Annotated in this window: 20 protein-coding genes; 9 read left to right on the top strand and 11 right to left on the bottom strand. The window is 68.5% G+C overall.

The features are described 5' to 3' along the window. The first annotated feature begins 46 nt into the window (after positions 1–46). Complete coding sequence (gene pepN, locus ACQPYM_RS35450; protein ID WP_433009552.1) at positions 47–2470, top strand: aminopeptidase N; 2424 nt, start codon at positions 47–49, stop codon at positions 2468–2470. Between the two features lie 38 nt (positions 2471–2508). Here pepN and ACQPYM_RS35445 read toward each other — a convergent pair whose 3' ends face one another. Further along, positions 2509–4797, bottom strand: coding sequence for a helicase-associated domain-containing protein (locus ACQPYM_RS35445; protein ID WP_433009549.1), 2289 nt, complete (start codon positions 4795–4797; stop codon positions 2509–2511). Between the two features lie 156 nt (positions 4798–4953). Between ACQPYM_RS35445 and ACQPYM_RS35440 the strand changes: the two genes are divergently transcribed. Then, positions 4954–5736, top strand: coding sequence for an alpha/beta fold hydrolase (locus tag ACQPYM_RS35440; protein ID WP_433009546.1), 783 nt, complete (start codon positions 4954–4956; stop codon positions 5734–5736). Here ACQPYM_RS35440 and ACQPYM_RS35435 read toward each other — a convergent pair. Next, positions 5679–6302, bottom strand: coding sequence for a TetR/AcrR family transcriptional regulator (locus tag ACQPYM_RS35435; RefSeq protein WP_433009543.1), 624 nt, complete (start codon positions 6300–6302; stop codon positions 5679–5681). The two genes, ACQPYM_RS35440 and ACQPYM_RS35435, sit on opposite strands and share 58 nt — an antisense overlap. Positions 6303–6379: 77 nt before the next feature. On the opposite strand from ACQPYM_RS35435, the gene ACQPYM_RS35430 reads away from it, so the two are divergent. Continuing rightward, positions 6380–7390, top strand: a complete 1011-nt coding sequence (locus ACQPYM_RS35430) for an aldo/keto reductase (protein WP_433009540.1) — start codon at positions 6380–6382, stop codon at positions 7388–7390. Positions 7391–7478: 88 nt separating this feature from the next. On the opposite strand, the gene ACQPYM_RS35425 is transcribed toward ACQPYM_RS35430, so the two are convergent. The 4 genes from ACQPYM_RS35425 to ACQPYM_RS35410 all read right to left on the bottom strand — a co-directional run bounded on the left by ACQPYM_RS35425 (position 7479) and on the right by ACQPYM_RS35410 (position 10169). Beyond that, positions 7479–7859, bottom strand: a complete 381-nt coding sequence (locus ACQPYM_RS35425; RefSeq protein WP_433009538.1) for a DUF427 domain-containing protein — start codon at positions 7857–7859, stop codon at positions 7479–7481. Positions 7860–7927: 68 nt separating this feature from the next. Beyond that, positions 7928–8719 (bottom strand): metallophosphoesterase, encoded by a 792-nt coding sequence (locus tag ACQPYM_RS35420; protein ID WP_433009535.1) that lies wholly within the window; start codon positions 8717–8719, stop codon positions 7928–7930. A gap of 7 nt (positions 8720–8726) precedes the next feature. Continuing rightward, positions 8727–9962: an Nramp family divalent metal transporter gene (locus ACQPYM_RS35415; RefSeq protein WP_433009532.1), complete on the bottom strand. Its 1236-nt coding sequence runs from the start codon at positions 9960–9962 to the stop codon at positions 8727–8729. A gap of 63 nt (positions 9963–10025) precedes the next feature. After that, positions 10026–10169 carry a hypothetical protein gene (locus ACQPYM_RS35410; RefSeq protein ID WP_433009530.1) on the bottom strand — a complete coding sequence of 48 codons (144 nt, stop codon included), beginning with the start codon at positions 10167–10169 and terminating at the stop codon, positions 10026–10028. A gap of 65 nt (positions 10170–10234) precedes the next feature. Between ACQPYM_RS35410 and ACQPYM_RS35405 the strand changes: the two genes are divergently transcribed. Beyond that, positions 10235–10399 (top strand): hypothetical protein, encoded by a 165-nt coding sequence (locus ACQPYM_RS35405; protein ID WP_433009527.1) that lies wholly within the window; start codon positions 10235–10237, stop codon positions 10397–10399. Positions 10400–10721: 322 nt separating this feature from the next. On the opposite strand, the gene ACQPYM_RS35400 is transcribed toward ACQPYM_RS35405, so the two are convergent. Then, positions 10722–11342, bottom strand: coding sequence for an SIMPL domain-containing protein (locus ACQPYM_RS35400; protein ID WP_433009524.1), 621 nt, complete (start codon positions 11340–11342; stop codon positions 10722–10724). 87 nt (positions 11343–11429) lie between these two features. Here ACQPYM_RS35400 and ACQPYM_RS35395 point away from each other — a divergent pair, with 87 nt between their 5' ends. Genes ACQPYM_RS35395 through ACQPYM_RS35385 form a run of 3 tightly spaced genes read left to right on the top strand, consistent with a single transcriptional unit; the run spans position 11430 to position 13798 of the window. Beyond that, complete coding sequence (locus tag ACQPYM_RS35395; protein ID WP_433009521.1) at positions 11430–11732, top strand: hypothetical protein; 303 nt, start codon at positions 11430–11432, stop codon at positions 11730–11732. Between the two features lie 3 nt (positions 11733–11735). Then, positions 11736–13136: a sensor histidine kinase gene (locus ACQPYM_RS35390; RefSeq protein WP_433009518.1), complete on the top strand. Its 1401-nt coding sequence runs from the start codon at positions 11736–11738 to the stop codon at positions 13134–13136. After that, the gene (locus ACQPYM_RS35385; protein ID WP_433009514.1) at positions 13133–13798 is read left to right on the top strand and encodes a response regulator transcription factor; all 666 of its coding nucleotides are present in this window, start codon (positions 13133–13135) and stop codon (positions 13796–13798) included. The genes ACQPYM_RS35390 and ACQPYM_RS35385 overlap by 4 nt, the downstream gene beginning before the upstream one ends. Before the next feature lie 11 nt (positions 13799–13809). On the opposite strand, the gene ACQPYM_RS35380 is transcribed toward ACQPYM_RS35385, so the two are convergent. After that, positions 13810–13953: a hypothetical protein gene (locus tag ACQPYM_RS35380; RefSeq protein WP_433009511.1), complete on the bottom strand. Its 144-nt coding sequence runs from the start codon at positions 13951–13953 to the stop codon at positions 13810–13812. 76 nt (positions 13954–14029) lie between these two features. Then, positions 14030–14659 carry a nucleotidyltransferase domain-containing protein gene (locus ACQPYM_RS35375; RefSeq protein WP_433009508.1) on the bottom strand — a complete coding sequence of 210 codons (630 nt, stop codon included), beginning with the start codon at positions 14657–14659 and terminating at the stop codon, positions 14030–14032. Positions 14660–15042: 383 nt separating this feature from the next. On the opposite strand from ACQPYM_RS35375, the gene ACQPYM_RS35370 reads away from it, so the two are divergent. Next, positions 15043–16665: an AMP-binding protein gene (locus tag ACQPYM_RS35370; RefSeq protein WP_433009505.1), complete on the top strand. Its 1623-nt coding sequence runs from the start codon at positions 15043–15045 to the stop codon at positions 16663–16665. Between the two features lie 163 nt (positions 16666–16828). On the opposite strand, the gene ACQPYM_RS35365 is transcribed toward ACQPYM_RS35370, so the two are convergent. Further along, positions 16829–18034, bottom strand: coding sequence for an MFS transporter (locus ACQPYM_RS35365; protein WP_433009502.1), 1206 nt, complete (start codon positions 18032–18034; stop codon positions 16829–16831). A gap of 38 nt (positions 18035–18072) precedes the next feature. Between ACQPYM_RS35365 and ACQPYM_RS35360 the strand changes: the two genes are divergently transcribed. Further along, a complete protein-coding gene (locus ACQPYM_RS35360; RefSeq protein WP_433009499.1) occupies positions 18073–18510 on the top strand; it encodes a winged helix-turn-helix transcriptional regulator in 438 nt (145 codons plus the stop codon). Here the strand turns inward: ACQPYM_RS35360 and ACQPYM_RS35355 are convergent. Beyond that, on the bottom strand, positions 18507–19460 hold the full coding sequence (locus tag ACQPYM_RS35355; RefSeq protein WP_433009496.1) for a R2-like ligand-binding oxidase: 954 nt from the start codon (positions 19458–19460) through the stop codon (positions 18507–18509). The genes ACQPYM_RS35360 and ACQPYM_RS35355 overlap by 4 nt on opposite strands. Positions 19461–19462 lie beyond the last annotated feature (2 nt).

Genomic DNA, 19462 nt, shown 5'->3' with positions numbered 1-19462 from the left:
CCGAAACCATGTGCCCGGCGGGCGACCGGCATGGCATTCTGCGGGGATGGGTGCTCGGAGTTTGACGCAGACGGAGGCCGAGCAGCGCGCTCGGCTGGTGGAGATCCAGCGGTACGACGTCGCCGTTGACCTGACCGATCTACCGGAAGGCTCCCGGGTCGTCTGTACGGCGACCATTGCGTTCAGTTGCCGTGAGCCCGGAGCGGCAACGTTCGCGGACTGTGTCGCGCAGGTGGAGAGTGCCACGCTCAACGGGGTCGAGTTGCCGCCCGCTGTTGAGGGGCGGATCCCGTTGCCGGACCTTGCCGAGGACAACGTTTTGACCGTGGTCACCGTGCGGGAGGACAGCACGACTGGGGAGGGCATGCACAAGGCCGTCGATCCCGCGGATGGTGAGGTCTATCTGTGGACGGACTTCCCGCCCGACTACACCCGCTATGTCTGGGCCTGCTTCGATCAGCCCGATCTCAAGGCGCCGCACGCCTTCACGGTGACCGCGCCCGCGCCCTGGATCGTCCTGACCAACAGCGGCGACCCCGAGATCGAGCGCGTTGGGAGCAGCATGCGCCGCTGGACGTTCCCGCCGACGCCGCCGCTGTCGACGTACAACCTGGTGATCAACGCCGGCCCGTACTACGAACTGCGGCGCGACGGTGCCGGTCATGATCTCGGCCTGTTCGCCCGCCGGTCGCTCGCGCCGATCCTGGACCGCGACGCGGACGAGCTGTTCCGGTTGACCACCCAGGGCTTCGAGTTCTTCACCGAGAAGTTCGGGATGCCGTTCCCGCAGCGCAAGTACGACCAGGTGTTCACCCCGGAGTTCGCCGGCGCGATGGAGAACTACGGCTGCGTCACCTGGATGGACTGGTTCCTGCGCCGCAGTACGCCGACCAAGGCCGAGTGGGACCTGTTCGCGCGGTACCTGCTGCACGAACTGGCCCACATGTGGTTCGGCAACATCGTCACGATGTGCTGGTGGGACGACCTGTGGCTCAACGAGGCCTTCGCCGAGTTCGCCAGCAACTGGGCGGCAGTCAGCGCCACCTCGTACTCCGATGCGTGGGCCGCGCACCTTGCCGGGGAGAAGCTCAAGGCCTACCTCGTCGACCAAGGTCCGACCACGCATCCGATCCGCCAGCCGGTGCGGGATGTCGCCGAGGGGGCCGCGACCTTCGACGCGATCACCTACCCCAAAGGCGCTTCCGTCCTGCAGCAGTTGATGACTTACGTCGGCGAGGCGGAGTTCTCCGCGGGTCTGACGAAGTACTTCGCCAAGCATGCTTGGGGAAACGCGACACTGGAGGATCTGATCGCGGCGATCGCCGAGGAGACCGATCGCGATCTGGATCGGTGGCGAGCGGGCTGGCTGGACACCGCCGGCACTGACCGCCTCACCCTTGAAGCCGACGACGGGTTCACGCTAGTTGCTCAAGGCCCCAATGGTGAGCCCCGGCCGCAAGTGCTTGCCGTCGGCGCCTATCAGCGCAACGGCCAACAGTTGGAGCGGACCGCGCGCGTGCTGGTGGAGGTCGCCGGCAAGCGAACGCCGCTGGAGTTGCCCCCGGCCGACCTCTATCTGCTGAATGACGACGATCTGACGTTCGCCTCCACGCGGCCGGACGCCAAGACCCGGGACGCCTTCTTCGGTAACGCGGCGGACCTCCCGACGCCGATCTCGCGCGCCGTCGCGGTCGCCACGGCGTGGGACATGCTGATCACCGGCGAGGCGACTGCCGACGAGGTCGTGCGCTGTCTGACCGGAGTGGTGGCGGCCGAGACGTCCGAGTCGCTGATCGAGCCGCATCTCAACCGGGCGGTCGATGCGGCGCTGCTGTGGAGTTCTGAGCCGGAGTTGGCGGCGACGGTCGCCGCGACGTGTCGCAGGCTGCTTGGTGATGCGCGGCTGCGGAAGGTGGCGCTGCGTGGGTTCGCCCGGACTGCGGCTGATCTGGATGACGTTGCTTGGCTGCAGACCGAGGCAGGCGAGGATGTCGACCTGCAGTGGCGGGCGCTGGTGCGCAAGGCCCAGCTCGGTGGCGATACCGCCGCGGAGGCTGATGCATTGCTCGCCAGAGACCCGGACCCGGAGGCCTGGATCAGCAGGCTGACGGTCCGCGCGGCGACGCCCGATGCCGCCCAGAAGCAGGCCGTTTGGCAGCGCGTGGCGGTCGACCGTGCGGTGCCACTCGGCACGGTGCATCAGGTGATGGCGGCGTTCTGGAGTCCGGGTCAGGACGAGTTGCTGCGGCCGTTCGCGGCGGCGTACCTCGAGCTCGTGCCGAATATCGCCGAGGGCGGAATGATGCCGGCGATGACGTATTCGAAGCTGCTCTTCCCGCTGTTCGGGGTCGACGAAGCCGTTGTGGAGAAGGCGAAAGCGTTGGTCGAGGACGCCGAGCCGGTCGTCCGCGCGGGCGTGCTGGAGCGCGCGGACCTAGTTCACCGCATGCTCCGCGCCCGCCGCGGCTGACGGCTCAGCGCCTGACGCCGGCGCCCGATTTCCGGCTGCTACTTCTCGACCGGCCGCGCGGTCGCGATGCGGTGCAGGGCGTACGTGCGCGGCTGGTCGGCGTCCTCGTCGTACGCCGTCAGCCAGCCGTCGGCGACCCGGACCGGCTCGACGATCCGTTCGGCCGGTGTGCCGTTGTGGTCGACGTACGAGATCCACGTCCGGGTGTGTGCCTCGGCCGCCTCGCTGAGCACGCTGATCGTCTCGGCCGGCGCGATCGTGTCGCCCGAGGTGTGCTCGGCCGGCCGTTCGGCGGCGACCCGGTCGCCAGAGCGGACCTTCTCGATGACCGCCTTGATCTGGTCCTCGGTGAGGTCGGTCGCGTGGTCCGCGAAGTCCCGGCTGGTCCGCCGGCGGGGTGGCTCGCCCCTGCGGTTCCCAGCCGTGGTCACGTGGACGACGCCGTCGAAGGTCTCGCCCAATGGAGCCAGCCCCGCGTCGCGCAACCGGCTCAGCACCAAGTCGGGCGGGGACGGCGAGACGACCACGGTCGGCGCCAGCCGGCGGAACCGGATACCGGGCAGGTTGGCGCTCAGCAGCCCAGTCAGCACGTTCTCGTCGTCACACCGCAGGTACGTCGACGCCGCGCCGATCCGCAGTACGCCGTGCCGCCGCGCCACGTCGTCGATCAAGTACGTGAGCGGCTGCGGGACGGGCGTCCGGGAGTGCTCGGCCAGCCACTTGTGCAGCTGGTCGCTGGTCCGCCCGAGATCGAAGGCCCGGCGTACGGAGCCCTCGCTGAAGCGGTAGACCCCGCCGCCACCATGCGACTCCATGTCGGCCATAGCCGCCAACTCATCCTGTACTGCGCGCACGAGCGGCCCGGGCGCGACCGCAGTAAGGTCAGCCTGCAGCAGCACCTCTGAGACCGGCTCTGGCACCAGCGGCTGGATGGCGGTGGCCAGCTCCTCAGTAGTCGGCTCCTCCTTCAGCAGTACAGCAGCATGCGTGGCAAGCGCGCCGAGCCCGGTCAGCCCGAGTAGAGCGGCCTCCGTGATGGTCCACTCGACCAGGTCGTCCCGGAACTGCCCGCCTCGCCGCGGCCGGTGCCACGCAACCCACGTGACTACGGACTCGATCGCGGGCGCAGTACCTTCCGGTGCCTCGGACAGAGCCTGCAGCGTGAGCAGCCGGATCTCGGGAGCCAGCAGCCGCTCCAGGTCGGGCGCCAGCGCATTCACCAGCCGGTCGCGCGCAGCCGCGGTCGCGCCGCCGCTGTCCCGCCGGCCGATCAGCCCGATGGCCCGCAACCCGGTGAACCAGGCGTTGACCAGCGCGGCCCAGCGGTGAGCCGTGTCGAGCTCCAGCCAGTCGTCGTACGCACCTGTGGGCAGCCACAGCTCGCTGGTGCCGACCTCGACGGCCGCTACCAGCCCCGCGGCGTACGCGATCTCCAGGACGGCTCCGGTGGTCTGCTCCTCGGCACCGATCTTGGTGGCGAGGGTGCGGAGCTCACGGACGCCGATGCCGCCAGTACGCAGTACAGGGGGCGGGTCTGTGCCCAGCTGCTCGAGGGTGCGGTCGACCTGGCGTACGAGATCCAGTGCAGCACCTGCTGCGGCACGGTTGGCTATGGCACTCGACACCGGCTTGCCGTCGAGCGGAGGCGGAGTCGGCCTGGTAGAAGCCAGCACACGTCCACCACGCAGGTGCAGGCCGATCTGCCGTGGCAGCACGACAGTGGTCGGGTCCTTCGGTACTACGAGGCCGCGCGCGAGCAGCTGCTCGATCGGGGAGCGGGCAGACGCGATCGTCACCGGGCGCTCGGCCTTCTCGACCGTGCCGGTGGGCGGCCCCCAGGTGAGCTTGTCGAGCACCTCACGGGCTTCCGGACCGGCGTCCTCGATCAGCTGGTCCAGGTCACCGAAGTGCCGGGTGGTCAGCGGCCCGAGCCCGGCAGGTGTCGGGCCGAGCAACTCGTGCACGGCCCGGATCGGGCGCAGGTCGTCCTCGTTGCCCCAGACGAGGGCAAGGGACAGCAGCTCGGTGACACGCGGCCGCACGACCTCGACGGCCTGGTCGACGCCCTTGGCCAGGGCCGCGAGGTCCACTGGCTCGGTCAGCGCGGACAGGGCTTCCAGCAGGTCGACACTGAACTCGTCGAGCCGGTTGATCGCGCGTGCCGCGGACGCGTTGGTGGTGGCGCGGGCAGCAAGCTGGCCGGTGTCCGCTGGGATCGGTGTCGCCAGGTCGGGCCGGTGCCGGAGCAACTGCCCGAGGGCAAGGTCGTCCCAGCCGCGCAGTGCCTCGGCGAGGGTACGGGGGCGGGTCCGCTCGGTATTGCTCATCCCTCCAACGGTACGGCCCCCAGTCCAATCCAGCCGACCCCCGCCCGAACTCTTGTCACGCTATTGCGGTTCCGGCCGCCGCAAACCGCGGTATGTCGAGGCACACCCGGCTGCTCCGACGTCGCAGACGACCAGACCCAGCAAGAGGAGACAGGCATGCTCACAACAACCTCAGCCGACGGTACGACGATCGCCTACGACCAGGTGGGCTCCGGTGCCGCCCTGATCCTCGTCGGTGGCGCACTCTGCGACCGCAACTCGACCGCGCCACTGGCCGAGGCACTCGCCCCCGCCTACACCGTCATCTCCTACGACCGCCGTGGCAGGGGTGACAGTGGCGACACCAGCCAGTACTCCGTTGCCCGCGAGATCGAGGACATTGGAGCAGTCATAGCCGCGGCTAGCGGCACAGCGGCTGTCTACGGCCACTCGTCCGGCGCTGCCCTGGTGGCGGCAGCGGCCGCCGCAGGACTGCCGATCAGCAAGGTAGTCCTGCACGAGCCGCCGTACGGGGGCGATGACGAGGAGTCACGGCAGCAGGCGGACGAGAGTGGTGCGGTGGTCCTGCGGCTGCTGGCCGAGAATCGCCGGACCGAGGCGGTCGAGACGTTTCTCACGATGGCCGGTATGCCCGCGGAAGCCGCCGGCGAGCTGGCGCGCATGCCTGGCATGGCGGAAGTGGCGCCATCGTTGGCGTACGACTTCGCTGTGATGGATCACGGCACAGCAGGTGGGGGAGTGCCCTTCGAGCTGCTCTCCGGGATCACCCAGCCGGCGCTTGTGGTTGCCGGTTCGGCAAGTCCGCCGTTCATGGTCGAGGCGGCGCGCGCTGTGGTGAAGGCGCTACCGGACGGACGGCTCGCCGAGCTGGACGGCCAGGATCACGTCGTACCTGCGGAGGTGCTGGCTCCTGTGCTGAGGGAGTTTCTCGGGGACTGAAGGCCGGTGAAGAGTTCCGCGACGACTCGTTGGCCGTACCCCGGGGAGAGGGGTTCGTGGCTGACCAGGAGGCGGTAGTAGAGCGCGCCGTACAGGGCGTCGATGGCGATCGGGATGTCCAGGTCGGCGCGCAGTTCGCCGCGCTCGACGCCGCGGCGTAGTACCTCGCTCGCCCCGGCGCGGCGGGACGTGATCAGCCACTCCTGGAGTGCGCCGGCCAGTGCCTCGTCGTGCTGGCTGGCGGCCAGCAGGCCGACGAACGGTTTGGCGAACGAGGGATCGGTGAACAACTCGGCGACCCGGGAGACCTGCAGCCGGAGATCCTCGGCGGCCGAGCCCGTGTCCGGGAAGGCCAGTCTCGGGTCGGACTCGACCAGGACCGCGTCCATCACGACGGCCGCCTTGCCGGGCCAGGACCGGTAGATGGTCGTCTTCGCCACCCCGGCCCGCTCGGCGATGCCTTCGATCGTGACCGCCTGATAGCCCTTTTCGGTGACCAGGTCGAGGGCGGCCGACAGCACAGCTCGTCGAGCGGTCTCGGACTTCGGCCTGCCGGCTGGGCTCATGCCGGGAGCTTAGCGGAAATTCATCGATACGAAACGTAGCGTTGCGAAATTGGCGAGGACTGGCTACGGTCGTTGTCATGACCACACTTCCGCACCGGCAGCTCGGCACGTCCGGCCTCACCGTCTCCGCCCTCGGCCTCGGCTGCATGGGCATGAGCCACGCCTACGGACCGATCGACGCCGACGAGGCCGAGAAGACTCTCCGGCAGGCAGTCGACAGCGGGGTCACCTTCTTCGACACCGCCGACATCTACGGCTTCGGCCACAACGAGGAGTTCGTCGGCCGGGTCCTGGCCGACGTCCGCGACCAGCTGACGATCGCGACCAAGTTCGGCATCGTCCGCACCGCGGGCCAGGCCTGGGACGGGCCGAATCCGGCGGACGGCCGGCCGGAGTACGTCCGGTCCGCGATCGACGCCTCGCTCCAGCGGCTCGGCATGGACCACGTAGACCTGTACTACCAGCACCGGGCGGACCCGTCGGTGCCGATCGAGGAGACCGTCGGCGCGATGGCCGAGCTGGTCCAGGCGGGCAAGGTGCGCCACCTCGGGCTGTCCGAGGCAGCGCCGGAGACGATCCGCCGGGCCGCCGCCGTGCACCCGATCGCCGCGGTCCAGACCGAGTGGTCCTTGTTCGCCCGGGACATCGAGGACGGCGTCGTCGACACCTGCCGCGAGCTCGGGATCGGCCTGGTGCCGTACAGCCCGCTGGCCCGGGGCATGCTCAGCGGCGCGGTGAACAGTCTCGACGACCTCGCCGAGGACGACTTCCGCCGCGGCCTGCCGTGGTGGCGGCCGGAAAACCTGGCCACCAACCAGGCGCTGCTCGACGTGGTCGGTGACCTGGCCGCGAAGAAGTCCTGTACGCCGGGCCAGGTGGCGCTCGCCTGGGTGCTCGTGAAGGGCCCGGACGTGGTGCCGATCCCGGGCACCAAGCGGTCGAAGTACCTGCTGGAGAACCTGGCGGCGCTCGAGGTGGAGCTGACGCCGGCCGAGATCGCGGAGCTGGACGCGCTCCGGCCGGCCGGAGTACGGGCCGCCCTCGACCGCGCGGACGGCAACCGCATCACCGTCGCCGCCCGCGGCTGAGCCCGGCTGACCGGCCCGAACCGGGGCGGGCCGGTCAGCCGGTGCTGTCAGCCAGTGCGCTGAGTCGGAGCAGCTGAGTCGGGGGCGATCAGTCGGTGACGATCTCGATCGAGTCGACCCGGTCGGGGTAGAAGGCGAGGTGGTCGCGGATGTCGGCCACCGCGTCGTACGGGTTCTCGTAGGTCCAGACGGAGTTCACCGTCTTCTCGCCACCGGCCGGGATGCTGAAGTAGGACGCGTCACCCTTGTAAGGACAGTAGGTCTCGTGCTCGGTGCGCTCGAGCTGGGTCAGGTCGACGTCCTTGCGCGGGATGTACTGCACGGCCGGGTAGCTGGCCTCCTGCAGGGACAATGCGTCGCGGGTGTCCGCGATGACCTGGCCGGCGACCTTGACGATCACCCGGTCGGGGTTCTTGCCCACCGTGATCGGATGGTCGGGACCAGGTTTCTTCTTCGGCTTGTCAGACATGTCTCAGCTCCAAAGGGCGTACGGCGTCTACAACCTTCGACAACCGCGCCCCGGCGCCACGCATTCCGTCAGATCGGGAGCAGTTTGACGACCAGGCAGGGGCCGCCGTCGAAGGCGCCGCCGTCGATGCCGAGGGCCAGCCCGTCGGCGTACAGGAGCGGACCGGTCAGGTACGCCGGGTCGATGCCGAGCTGGTCGGCCACGATGCTGTGGCCGTGCACGATCCGGCGGCCGCCGAGCCGGTCGAGCAGCTCGGCCGCGACGATCGGGCCGGTCTCGCCCCGGAAGGCGTACCGCGAGGTGGTCCGGCGCCAGATCTCCCACCAGACGACGATGTCGTCGCTGTGCAGCTCGGCCCGGACCGTCGCGTTGATCTCGTCGATCGAGTCGCCCCAGGACAGGTACTCCTCGGTGTCGGAGTGCATCAGCAGGTGATCGGCGTCCAGCCCGAGCATCGGCTGGTCCAGCAGCCAGGCGACGTCGTCGTCGGTGAGCAGCTCCTGGTCGCGGTCCTGACCGCCGTTCAGGGCCCAGCTGCGCTCGAAGCTGCGCGAGGTGATCCCGTCGTGCGGGACGAAGGTGTCGCCGAACTTGCGCATCCCCAGCGCCAGGATCTCGTGGTTGCCGAGCAGCACCCGGACCTCACCCCGGCCGGCCTCGGCCTGCGCGACCAGCCGCCGGACCATCGCCAGCGCGCCGACCCCGTCCGGCCCGCGGTCGAAGAAGTCGCCCAGGAACCACAGCCGGGCGTCCTCGCCGGACCAGTTGCCGTCGGCGTCTATCAGCCCGGCTTCGTGCAGTGCGGCGGCGAGTTTCTCCGGGTGACCGTGGACGTCACTGACCGCATAGGTCGCTGTCACGCGCGGTTCACCCGCGCAGCGTCAGCACGATCAGTACGACGTTGAGGGCCGTAACGGCGGTGGCGACCAGACATGCGGTGAGAGTAGTCGGCCATCGGTTGACAAGCTCGCCCATGACGCGCCGGGATGCCGTCAACCGGACCAACGGCCACAGCGCGCACGGGATGCCGAAGCTCAGAACGACCTGGGAAACCACCAGCGCGCGGCTCGGGTCGATTCCGATCGCCAGGATCAGCAAGGCCGGCAGCAACGTCACTAGCCGGCGGACCGCGAGTGGCACATGACGCTTCCAGAACCCTTCGAGGATCACCGACCCGGCATAGGTACCGACCGAGGAGGACGCGAAACCGCTGGCCAGCAGCGCGAGCGCGAACAGCAGCGCGGCCGTCCCACCCAGCCGGTCACCGATCGCCCCGTGCGCGGCATCCAGCGAATCCGCTCCCGAGCCCTTCAGCGCGGCCGCCGCGAGCACCACCATCGCGAGGTTCACCGCCCCGGCCAGCGCCATCGCGACCGCGACGTCCACCCGGGTGGCACGCAGTACCCGCTGCTTGCCCTTCGCGGAGCGGATCGTCTTCCAGTGGCGGTCGGTGACGAGTGCGCCGTGCAGCCAGATCGCGTGCGGCATCACCGTCGCGCCCAGCATGCCGGCCGCGAGCACGAGGGACTCGGTGCCCTGCAGCCGCGGGACGAGACCGTTGATGACACCTGATCCGGACGGCTGCGACTGGATCGTCGAGAACACGAAACCGACCAGAACGACGGCCAGAAGTCCGATGATGGCCGCCTCGAACGGCCGTTGCCCCCGCTTGGACTGGTAGATCAGCAAGGCGAACGAGACCGCTCCGGTGATCACACCGCCGACCAGCAGCGGGATCCCGAACAGCAGGTTCAGCGCGATCGCGCCACCCACGACCTCGGCCAGGTCGGTCGCGATCGCGACCAGCTCGGCCTGGGCCCACAACCCGCTCGAGGTCGACCGGCGGAAGTGCTTCCGGCACAACTGCGGCAGCGTCAGCCCGGTCGCGATACTCGCCTTGGCGGCCAGATACTGCACCAGGACGGCCATCAGGTTCGCGCCGACCACGACCCAGCAGAGCAGATACCCGTACGTCGCGCCGGCCGCGATGTTGGTCGCGAAGTTGCCCGGATCGACGTAGGCGACGGCCGCCACGAAGGCGGGACCGAGCAGCAACAGTCCCGAACGATTCAGCTGTCGCCGCAGCGGCGCCGGTGCATACATGGGAGAAGTCTGTACCCCGCGGCCGACCGTGCAAGCCTCAGCCGGAAACTGAGACCGATCTCATCAGGTGCCGGTCTTGGCCGTGCCGAGCACCTTGTTCGCCTTGGCCGCCGCCGCGCCGAGCGCTTCCTCGATGCCGTCGGCACTGTCGAAACTCATCCCGAGGGCGACGTCGTTCAGCCCGGTGAAGAGGAAATTCGCCTCCACGCCGTCCAGCGCGCCGCCCTCGGCGGTGAACCGGGCGCCGACCGGGTTGCTGCCGACCTTCGGCGATGGCGATCTCGCTGATCGCCATCGTCGAGCTGCCGACACCGGGGATGGTCAGCTTGGCCTGCTTGCAGGACCTGACCGCGGTCCGGGTCCGGGCGAGCAGCGCGGTGACGGCGGCGGGCGAGCCCATCGCGTCCAGCGTCTCGTCGAAGAACGGGCCGTTCTGACCGCCGGTGAAGCTGCGCTCGGCGAACGCCTTCGCCCCCGGCGCCGGCCGGGCGTTGAACAGCGTGACGAGGTCCTTGCACTTGGCATCCTTCGAGGACAGCTTGGAGTCGTCCTCGCCGGGGCTGTTGTCGATCGAGAGCCCGGCCGGGAGATCGGCCAGGGCCAGCAGGGCCTTGGTCAGTTCCGCTTTGGTGCGCGGCTTGGCGGCCGGAGGAGCAGTCGTCGCCGGTGGCGTGGACGGGGCGGGTGTGGACGGGGCGGCGCACCAGTGCCTCACCTTATCCGGGAAATCGAGCCGCTTTTGTTGCAACTTGCTGCAGTTCAGGCCCAGTTCCAACGGACGTCGAGAGAGACCTGAATGGTGTTCTCGCCCGGAGTGACCGACAGCTCCGACCGATAGGCGTCGGACGCCTTGCCCGCGGCCAGGCTCATGGCGAACGGCGCATGGCTGTAGCTCTCGGCGACGGCCGCGATCGCGCCCAGGGACTGCCCCGACAGCGTGGCCAGTTGCGCCGCCTTCTCCCGGGCCTGGGCGAAGGCGAGCTCGCGGGCCTGCTCCATCAGCGGTTTCTTGTCCTCGATGTCGAACTGGAGGTGGTCCAGTCCCAAGTTGTTGCCCGCGGCATCCACTGCCGCGTTCAACAACCGGCCGAAACCGGTCAGGTCGCGGGTCGTCACGGTGAGCGAGTGCGACGCGCGATAGCTGGCGACGGCCATCGAGTCGGCGTACTGCGGATAGACGTTGACCGAGCTGGTCTGCAGGTCGTCCGCGGTGACGCCCTGCTCGCTCAGCGCGGCATGCACGGCATCGGTCCGCTCCGCCACCTGCGCGACCGCCGCCGCCACGTCGGCGGCATCGTGTCCGACACTCAATGTCAGGCGCAGCAGATCCGCCGCGCCGGTTGCCTGCCCGGTCCCAGTCACTGTGATCCCAGAGTCCATACCAGCAGTCTGCCAGGCCGCGCCGAGATGAGAACTCTGTAATGTTCGGCTCATGCGGTTCTCCGGGAGGGATCGCAGACTTTGAGAATGCGATCTCCACGCGTGGTCTACGGGGTTGTCGCCGCGATTCTCGCGGTGGCGGGGTTCGTGCTGCCGCGATACCTGGCCGACCGGTCCGCTCCCGAGCTCGGCGAAACAGTCGTCGTCCCCGCCGGAGCATCCGGCAACGCACCCACACCGCCCACCCCGTCGACACCGGCCATCGGTACGACGGAACCGGGGGCCGTCCGGGTCACGCCTGCCCCGGTCCGGACCGCGGGTGACGACGACGACTCCGACGACGGCATCGAGGATCCCGGCGATGCGAACGACCCGGACGACGATGACTGACCGGTGGCCCGGTTGAGGCGGCCGGTGATCAGTGCCCGGCTGCGGATCATCTCGTGGATGCTCAGCGTCCTCGCGCTGGCTCTCGTCACCGTCGTCTTCGTGACCTGGCAGGTGCTCGCCGCCCGCGCCGACTCCAGCGCCGACGACGAGCTCAGCCACGAGGCCGCCAAGTTCCGCAGCTACGCCGCCTCCCCGGCAGCGGCCGCTTTCACCACCCCGGAACGCCTGCTGGAGCACTGGCTGCAGCTCAATCTGCCCAACGATTCCGAGACGTTCTTCAGCACGGTCGACGGTCGCCCTTTTCGCCGGGGCCACGGCAAGCCGCCGGTGCGCCTCGACCTCGACCCCGCGTTCGTCCAACGGGTCGCCGGCGTCACCGAACCGGAGTACGGGTGGACGTCGACCAGCGCGGGCAGAGTCCGGTACGGCGTCCTGCCGGTGCGGATCGGCTCCCAACCCGTGCGGGGGCAGTTGGTGATCCTCGAATTCCGGGATGTGCTCGCCAAGCCGTCGCAGGAAGCGGCTCGCGCGCTCGCCGTCGTCGGCGCGGTCACGCTCGCGCTGGCAGCCGGTGCGTGCTGGCTGGTCACGGGACGTGTGCTGGCGCCGATCCGGCAGTTGCGGAGTACGGCCGAGCAGATCGGCGGATCCGATTTGCGGCGGCGGATCGAGGTGGTCGGCACCGATGACGTCGCGCAGTTGGCGCGGACCTTCAACACGATGCTGGACCGGTTGGAAGTCGCGTTCGTGGCGCAGCGGGAGTTCGCCGACAACGCCGGGCATGAGCTGCGGACGCCGATCACGGTGATTCGCGGGCATCTGGAACTGATGGGTGATGATCCGGCCGATCGGGCCGAGACGAAGACGCTGGTGCTGGACGAGCTGGCCCGGATGAACCGGCTGGTCGACGATCTGCTGGTGCTGGCGAGGAGCGATCGGCCCGACTTCCTTGCGCCGTCGGAGGTCAACCTGACCGAGCTGGTCGTGGAGGTGGTCGCGAAGGCGCGCCCGCTGGCCGACCGGGTTTGGCGCGTCGACGAGACAGCCGACGCGGTGATCGTTGCCGACGGCCAGCGATTGACCCAGGCGCTGATGCAGCTGGTGGCGAACGCCGTACGGCACACGGAGGACGGTGACCGGATCGCGGTCGGGTCTCGGGTGGAGGCCGGGCGGGTGCTGCTCTGGGTCGCCGATTCGGGAGCCGGCGTCAAGGCCGCGGACGCCGAGCGGATCTTCGAGCGGTTCGCCCGGGGAGACGACCAGCCGAGGACCGATGGCGCGGGGCTGGGGTTGTCGATCGTCCGCTCGATCGCTCGCGCGCACGGCGGCGACGTACGGCTGGCTTCTCAGCACGGGCCGGGTGCGCGATTCGAACTGATTCTTCCGGAGGGTGTGCTGCGATGAACCGGATTCTGATCGCCGAGGACGAGGAACGGATCGCGTCGTTCGTCCAGCGCGGGCTGCGCGGCCACGGGTTCGTGACGACTGTGGTCGGCGACGGCGAATCGGCGTACACGGAAGGTGTGAGCGGCAGCCATGACCTGCTGGTGCTCGACATCGGCCTGCCGCGAGTGGACGGCTTCACCGTACTGCGCCGGCTCCGCGAGGCGAGAGTCACGATGCCGGTGGTGATCCTGACCGCGCGGGACAGCGTCCGCGACACGGTGGCCGGCCTGGAGAGCGGCGCCGACGACTACCTCGCCAAACCCTTCGCCTTCGAGGAACTGCTGGCCCGGATCAGGTTGCGGCTGCGCGGCGACGGCACCGGTACTGCGGACGCGAACGTCTTGCGGGTGGGCGAGCTGAGTCTCGATCTCCGCACGCGCCGGGCGCTCGTGGGGGATCGCGCGGTTGACCTGACGGCTCGGGAGTTCCTGCTGGCGGAAGTGTTCTGCCGGCACCCGGATCAGGTGCTGTCCCGCGAGCAGCTGCTCTCGCAGGTCTGGGGTTTCGACTTCGACCCGGGCTCGAACGTGGTGGACGTCTACATCCGTTACCTGCGGCGCAAACTCGGCCAGGAGCGGATCGAGACGATTCGCGGCATGGGCTACCGGTTGCGGCCTTAGAACCGAGGGTTTCAACTCCTGGAAACGCGCTGCGCAACCTCCGAGAGGCGGGCCGCCCAGTCCACGCTCTTGCCGGCGTCCGTCGCGCAGATCGACTCGGCCTGGTACTGCGACTTCGACTTGAGCCTGAGCAGCCGCGAGAACGTGCTGCTCACCTCGCGCCCGGCAGGATCCGCCACCTTCAACTCGGAGACAGCCTCTACGTGGTTGTCAGCTTTATGAGTGTTGTCATCAAGCGATCTTTCGGGTGAGGGTTTGGTGGGGTGGGGCGCCGGCGAGGGGGATGGCGTCGCGGCGGAGTTCGGTGATGAGGCGTTCGCGCCGGCGGATGAGCCTTTGCAGGTCGGCGGTGCTGTACTCGACGATGTTGCACGGATTGCCGGACCAGCGGGTGGCGTGGCCGGCCAGGGTTTCGAGCTGAGCCAGCCAGCGTGGGTCGGAGTCGGAAACGTCGTCCGGGCGCACTACCAGGATGTCGACATCGCTGGCGGGTCCGCCTTCGCCGCGCGAGGTCGAGCCGAACAACCAGACGGACGCCGCAGGCACTTCCCAGGTTTCGGCCTCGGACCGCAATCGGCCGAGGAAAAGGTCCCGGAGGTTCGCCAGTTCCCCGATCGCAGGAGCGGCGACATGGTCCCGGTTGAAGGTGTAGAGCTTCGCCCGGCCGGCCGGCTCGGCGACCACCAGACCGTTGCGGACCAGATCGTCGAGAACCTTCTGAACTCCACTGGTGCTGGCAGGCGGACGAACCAGCCCGGCCACGGCACGCCCGGTCAGCGCTCGCTCGGTCCTCGCCAGCACGCCGAGCACCCGCCCGTGAAGACCCGGGAACGCTGCGGATATCGGCTCAGAGAACTGCATCCAGTCACCTCCTCTATGCCCACTATAGCGGTCATATGCCCACTCCACCGGCCATATGACCGCCAAGGCGAGGGAACTACTCCTGTCGGTCGGCACACCAAGCCGCGTCACAAGCTGTGGCGCAAGGTGGGTTCTCAAGGTTGGTGGAGGCGAGCGCCCGCGTTGCCAGCTGGCGAGACGCTCGGCTTCACCACGGCGGTGCCTACTCTCGTCTCGCGCGACGCAGGAGCGCCCAGGGGTGGGTGGGAGCTAGTGCCGTGTGAGCGACGCAGGAGCGAACGAGGCGCCAGCGTGGGGAACTACAGCTGCTTGGAAGTCGAAGCGTCAACCGCTCATCTTCGTGTCGTCTTGTTCGGGCTCGGGGTGGGGGTGACGATGGCTGGATGGAGATGGGGTCTTATGCGTCTGGGGTGTCCGACGTCGGGTTGTTGGGGGAGACGATCGGGGAGAACCTGCGGCGGGCGGTTGCGGCGTACGGGGAGCGGGAGGCGTTGGTTGAGGTTGCCAGTGGGCGGCGGTGGACTTATGGGGAGTTCGGGGCTGCTGTCGATGAGTTTGCGCGGGGGTTGATGGCGCGGGGAATCGAGAAGGGGGATCGGGTCGGGATCTGGGCGCCGAACTGTGCGGAGTGGACGATCACGCAGTACGCGACCGCCGCGATCGGGGCGATCCTGGTGAACCTCAACCCGGCGTACCGGACGCATGAGTTGGCGTTCGCGCTCAATCAGTCCGGGGTGCGGTTGCTGATTTCGGCGACCGAGTTCAAGACCAGTAACTACCGGCGGATGGTCGGTGAGGTGGGGGCGGACTGCGCGGCGCTGGAGGACGTCGTCTACATCGGTACGCCGGACTGGGGCGCCGTCGTCGAGGCGGCCGCTCTGGTCAGCCAGGAGCAGCTGGACGAGCGCGCGGCGCAGCTCAGTTTCGACGATCCGATCAACATCCAGTACACGTCGGGGACCACCGGCTTCCCCAAGGGCGCGACGCTCTCGCACCACAACATTCTCAACAACGGCTACTTCGTCACCGAGACGATCGCCTTCACCCCGGACGACCGGCTCTGCATCCCGGTGCCGTTCTACCACTGCTTCGGCATGGTGATGGCCAATCTCGGCTGTACGACGCACGGCGCCTGCATGGTGATTCCCGGCCCCGCGTTCGACCCGGCCGCGACGCTGCGGGCCGTCCAGGACGAGCGCTGCACCGGCCTGTACGGCGTACCGACCATGTTCATCGCCGAGCTCGGACTGCCCGACTTCGCCTCCTACGACCTGACCTCGTTGCGGACCGGCGTGATGGCCGGCTCGCCCTGTCCGGTCGAGGTGATGAAGCGGTGTGTCGCCGACATGCACATGGCCGAGGTCGCGATCTGTTACGGGATGACCGAGACGTCACCGGTCTCGACGCAGACCCGCCGCGACGACGACCTGGAGCGCCGTACGTCAACCGTCGGCCGCGTGATGCCGCATGTCGAGGTGAAGGTGGTCGACCCGACGACCGGTCTGGTGGTACGACGCGGCGAACCGGGTGAGCTCTGCACTCGCGGGTACTCCGTCATGCTCGGCTACTGGGACGAACCCGAGAAGACCGCCGAGGCCATCGACAGTGCACGCTGGATGCACACCGGGGACCTTGCGGTGATGCGCGACGACGGTTACGTGAACATCGTCGGCCGGATCAAGGACATGGTGATCCGCGGTGGCGAGAACGTGTACCCGCGGGAGATCGAGGAGTTCCTCTACACCCATCCGGACATCGCCGACGTCCAGGTGATCGGCGTACCGGACGACCGGTACGGCGAGGAGCTGTGTGCCTGGATCAAGCTCAAGGACGGGGCTGCGCCGCTCGATGCGGCGGCCGTCAGGGAGTTCGCGACCGGCAAGTTGGCGCACTATAAGATCCCGCGGTACGTGCTGGTGGTGGACGACTTCCCGATGACGGTGACCGGCAAGATCCGCAAGGTCGAGATGCGGGAGAAGTCAGTCGGCCTGCTCGGGCTCGGTTAGCGTCGCGGCGAAGGCCTTCAGGTGTGGGGTTTCCTCGCCGCGACGCCAGATCAGGCCGAGGGCGGAGTCCGGTACGCCGTGATCGGCACGTGCACGATGTCGGCGCGCTGGTTGTACTCCGCCGTCGGGCGGCACAGCAGCATGCCGCCACGGTTGGAGGCGATCATGGACAGGCCCTCTTCGACGCCGTTGGTGTCACTGGCACTACCTGGCTCGCAGGCCTGCTGGCTGCCGCCGCTTTGGGATCTGCGTGAAGCGCGGTGGCCAACGCGCCCAGACTGAAGGTTGCGCCTAGCAAGCAAACGGCGGTCCACCCTGAGCGGGAGTAGAGCGCGGTCGACAGGATCGCGCCCAACCCACTCCCGAGCGAGTAGAACACCATGTATCCGCCAATCAACCGGCTGCCCGCCTCAGGACGCAGCTCGTAGATACGACTCTGGTTGCTGACATGCACAGCCTGTACTGCGAGGTCGAGCACGATCGCGCCGATCGCCAACGCCCACAGGGAACGTGGGGTCCAGACGATCAACAGCCAACTCATTGCCAGCAGCACCGAAGCGCTGACGGTTACCAGTTGCCCACGGCCCTGATCGTTGAGCCGTCCGGCGGGGCCGGCAGCGAGTGCGCCCGCGGCCGCGATCAGTCCGAACGCCCCGATCTCTGTGTGGCTCAACGACTGTTCGGTGAGTGGAAGGACCACTGAACTCCACAACGTGCTGAACGCGGCAAACACGAAGAACGCGAGCAGGGCGCGCTGCCGGAACACGGGTTCGTCGGTCCACAGAGTCACGGTCGAGCGGAGCAGGCCGTAGTACGACAGGTTGGCCTTTGGTTGGGGGTTTGCCTTGAAGAGGGTCAAGGCGATCAGCAGGCTGAGGGCGCAGGAGATCAGGTAGACCGAGCGCCAGCCGGCCAGGTCGGTGAGCAGGCCGGAGATGGTCCGGGCGAGCAGGATGCCGATCACGATGCCGCTGGTGACCGTGCCGACCGCGCGACCTCGCTCGGCCGGCGCGCTGAGTGAGGCGGCGAAGGCGACGAGGGACTGGGTGACGACGGCGAGCAGTCCCACCGCGGCCAGTCCGACCAGCAGCATCGCGGTGTTGCGGGCCACGCCGACCAGCGCGAGGGCGGCGGCGAGGAGGACGAACTGCGCCCGGATCAGGCGGCGCCGATCGATCAGATCGCCCAATGGGACCAGGAAGAACAGGCCGAGCCCGTAGCCGATCTGAGTGACGGTCACGAAGGCGCCGACCGTCCCGGGGGAGATGTCCAGGTCGGCGCCCATGGTGACCAGCAAGGGCTGTGCGAAGTACACGTTCGCCACCGCCACGCCTGCGGCTACGGCCAGGAACATCCGTTGTGGTTGCATCTTAAAACCGTAGCGGGCAGTGGTAGCATGTTGCAACCATGGTGAAACGAACAAGCTTCGAGACCGCCGACTGCCCGGTGGCGCGCTCGGTCGACGAGGTCGGCGACTGGTGGTCGCTGCTGATCGTGCGGGACGCCTTCGACGGCAGCCGCCGCTTCGGCGAGTTTCAGCGCAGCCTCGGCGTCGCGAAGAACATCCTCAGCGCCCGCCTCCGCGCCCTCACCGACAACGGCATCCTGGAAGCCGTCCCGGCCGGCGCGCACCACGAGTACGCCCTGACCCCGAAGGGTGAAGCCCTCTTCCCGGTCATCGTCGCCCTCCGCCAGTGGGGCGAGGCTTTCACCTTCGCCCCCGGCGAACCCCACTCAGAACTACTCGACCGCCGCGACGGCAAACCCCTACGCCCGCTGGAGATCCAGGCCGCCGACGGCCGCCCCTTGACCCCAGCCGAAACCGAGGTCCACAAGCTGAGCTAGCGAACGGCTGCCAGGGCTGCTGAGTCCTCGTCTCCGAAGACGTCCTCCAGTTTCTCTGGCGAGTAGTCGAGGTCGATACCGGCGACATCTGCGCCGACTGCCGACTCGATGGCGCCGAGGCGGCGGGTTGCTCGGTCGCCGGCGTACGTCATCAGGGCGGTCGGGTCGATCTCCGGTGGGATTTCCGGCATGTTCTCCAGCGCCCATTGGATCTGGGTCAGGGCGTGCGGGAGCAGTTCTTCCATTGTGTCCGTGACGACTTTCCAGTTGGACTCGTCGGCGGCGATGTGGCGGCGGCAGGTAAAGGTGCCCCAGGCCATGTGGCGGCGTTCGTCGTCACCGATCCGGCGGACGAGTTCCTGCATGCCGGGCAGGACGCCGCGCGCGGTACAGAGCAAGTTCCAGGCGTGATAGCCAGTCAAGGCCAAAGTGCCTTCCACGACGTGGTTGTAGGTGACCGACGCCTTCACCTGGTTCGCCGGCGACGGGTCGCTCGCCAGGGACTTCAGCGCAACCGGCAAAGCCTCGTAGAAGATCGCCCGGTAGCCAGGGTTGTTCTCGATGTACCGGTGCAGGTCGTCCGTCACCCCCACGGCGTCCAGCCACATCCGGAACACCGCGGTGTGCTTGGCCTCCTCGAAGCAGAACTGGGTCAGATACAGCTCGTCGCCGAGTCGACCCTCCGCCGCCATCGCGGCCAGGAACGGCTGGATGTCCTCGGTGACCGCCTCCTCGCCCGCGATGAACTGCGCGCACAACATCAGCGCCGCCTCGCGCTCGTTCTCGGTGAACGTCTGCCAGTCCAGGGCGTCCTGGCTGAAGTCGATGTCGCGCGGGTTCCAGAACTTGCGGTTGCCTTTGTCGAACAGCCGCAGCGGCAGCGAGTCCCAGTTCAGCCCGCCTTCCCGCAACGAGCTGAAACCCTGCCGATGCAGTGGATTGGCCGTCATCA

Origin of the sequence: Kribbella sp. CA-294648 (assembly GCF_050943845.1) — a bacterium.
GTDB lineage: Bacteria > Actinomycetota > Actinomycetes > Propionibacteriales > Kribbellaceae > Kribbella.
Note: the sequence above shows the minus strand (reverse complement) of the source record. Positions and strands in the feature narration are given on the sequence as shown.

Bases quoted from the DNA above. Each gene is read 5' to 3' on its own strand.
- ACQPYM_RS35425 (WP_433009538.1), bottom strand. From the start codon at position 7,859: ATGTCTGACAAGCCGAAGAAGAAACCTGGTCCCGACCATCCGATCACG.
- ACQPYM_RS35435 (WP_433009543.1), bottom strand. From the start codon at position 6,302: ATGAGCCCAGCCGGCAGGCCGAAGTCCGAGACCGCTCGACGAGCTGTG.
- ACQPYM_RS35445 (WP_433009549.1), bottom strand. From the start codon at position 4,797: ATGAGCAATACCGAGCGGACCCGCCCCCGTACCCTCGCCGAGGCACTG.
- ACQPYM_RS35355 (WP_433009496.1), bottom strand. From the start codon at position 19,460: ATGACGGCCAATCCACTGCATCGGCAGGGTTTCAGCTCGTTGCGGGAA.
- ACQPYM_RS35370 (WP_433009505.1), top strand. From the start codon at position 15,043: ATGGAGATGGGGTCTTATGCGTCTGGGGTGTCCGACGTCGGGTTGTTG.
- pepN (WP_433009552.1), top strand. From the start codon at position 47: ATGGGTGCTCGGAGTTTGACGCAGACGGAGGCCGAGCAGCGCGCTCGG.
- ACQPYM_RS35405 (WP_433009527.1), top strand. From the start codon at position 10,235: ATGGCGATCTCGCTGATCGCCATCGTCGAGCTGCCGACACCGGGGATG.
- ACQPYM_RS35400 (WP_433009524.1), bottom strand. From the start codon at position 11,342: ATGGACTCTGGGATCACAGTGACTGGGACCGGGCAGGCAACCGGCGCG.
- ACQPYM_RS35365 (WP_433009502.1), bottom strand. From the start codon at position 18,034: ATGCAACCACAACGGATGTTCCTGGCCGTAGCCGCAGGCGTGGCGGTG.
- ACQPYM_RS35385 (WP_433009514.1), top strand. From the start codon at position 13,133: ATGAACCGGATTCTGATCGCCGAGGACGAGGAACGGATCGCGTCGTTC.
- ACQPYM_RS35415 (WP_433009532.1), bottom strand. From the start codon at position 9,962: ATGTATGCACCGGCGCCGCTGCGGCGACAGCTGAATCGTTCGGGACTG.
- ACQPYM_RS35440 (WP_433009546.1), top strand. From the start codon at position 4,954: ATGCTCACAACAACCTCAGCCGACGGTACGACGATCGCCTACGACCAG.
- ACQPYM_RS35395 (WP_433009521.1), top strand. From the start codon at position 11,430: ATGCGATCTCCACGCGTGGTCTACGGGGTTGTCGCCGCGATTCTCGCG.
- ACQPYM_RS35360 (WP_433009499.1), top strand. From the start codon at position 18,073: ATGGTGAAACGAACAAGCTTCGAGACCGCCGACTGCCCGGTGGCGCGC.
- ACQPYM_RS35430 (WP_433009540.1), top strand. From the start codon at position 6,380: ATGACCACACTTCCGCACCGGCAGCTCGGCACGTCCGGCCTCACCGTC.
- ACQPYM_RS35375 (WP_433009508.1), bottom strand. From the start codon at position 14,659: ATGCAGTTCTCTGAGCCGATATCCGCAGCGTTCCCGGGTCTTCACGGG.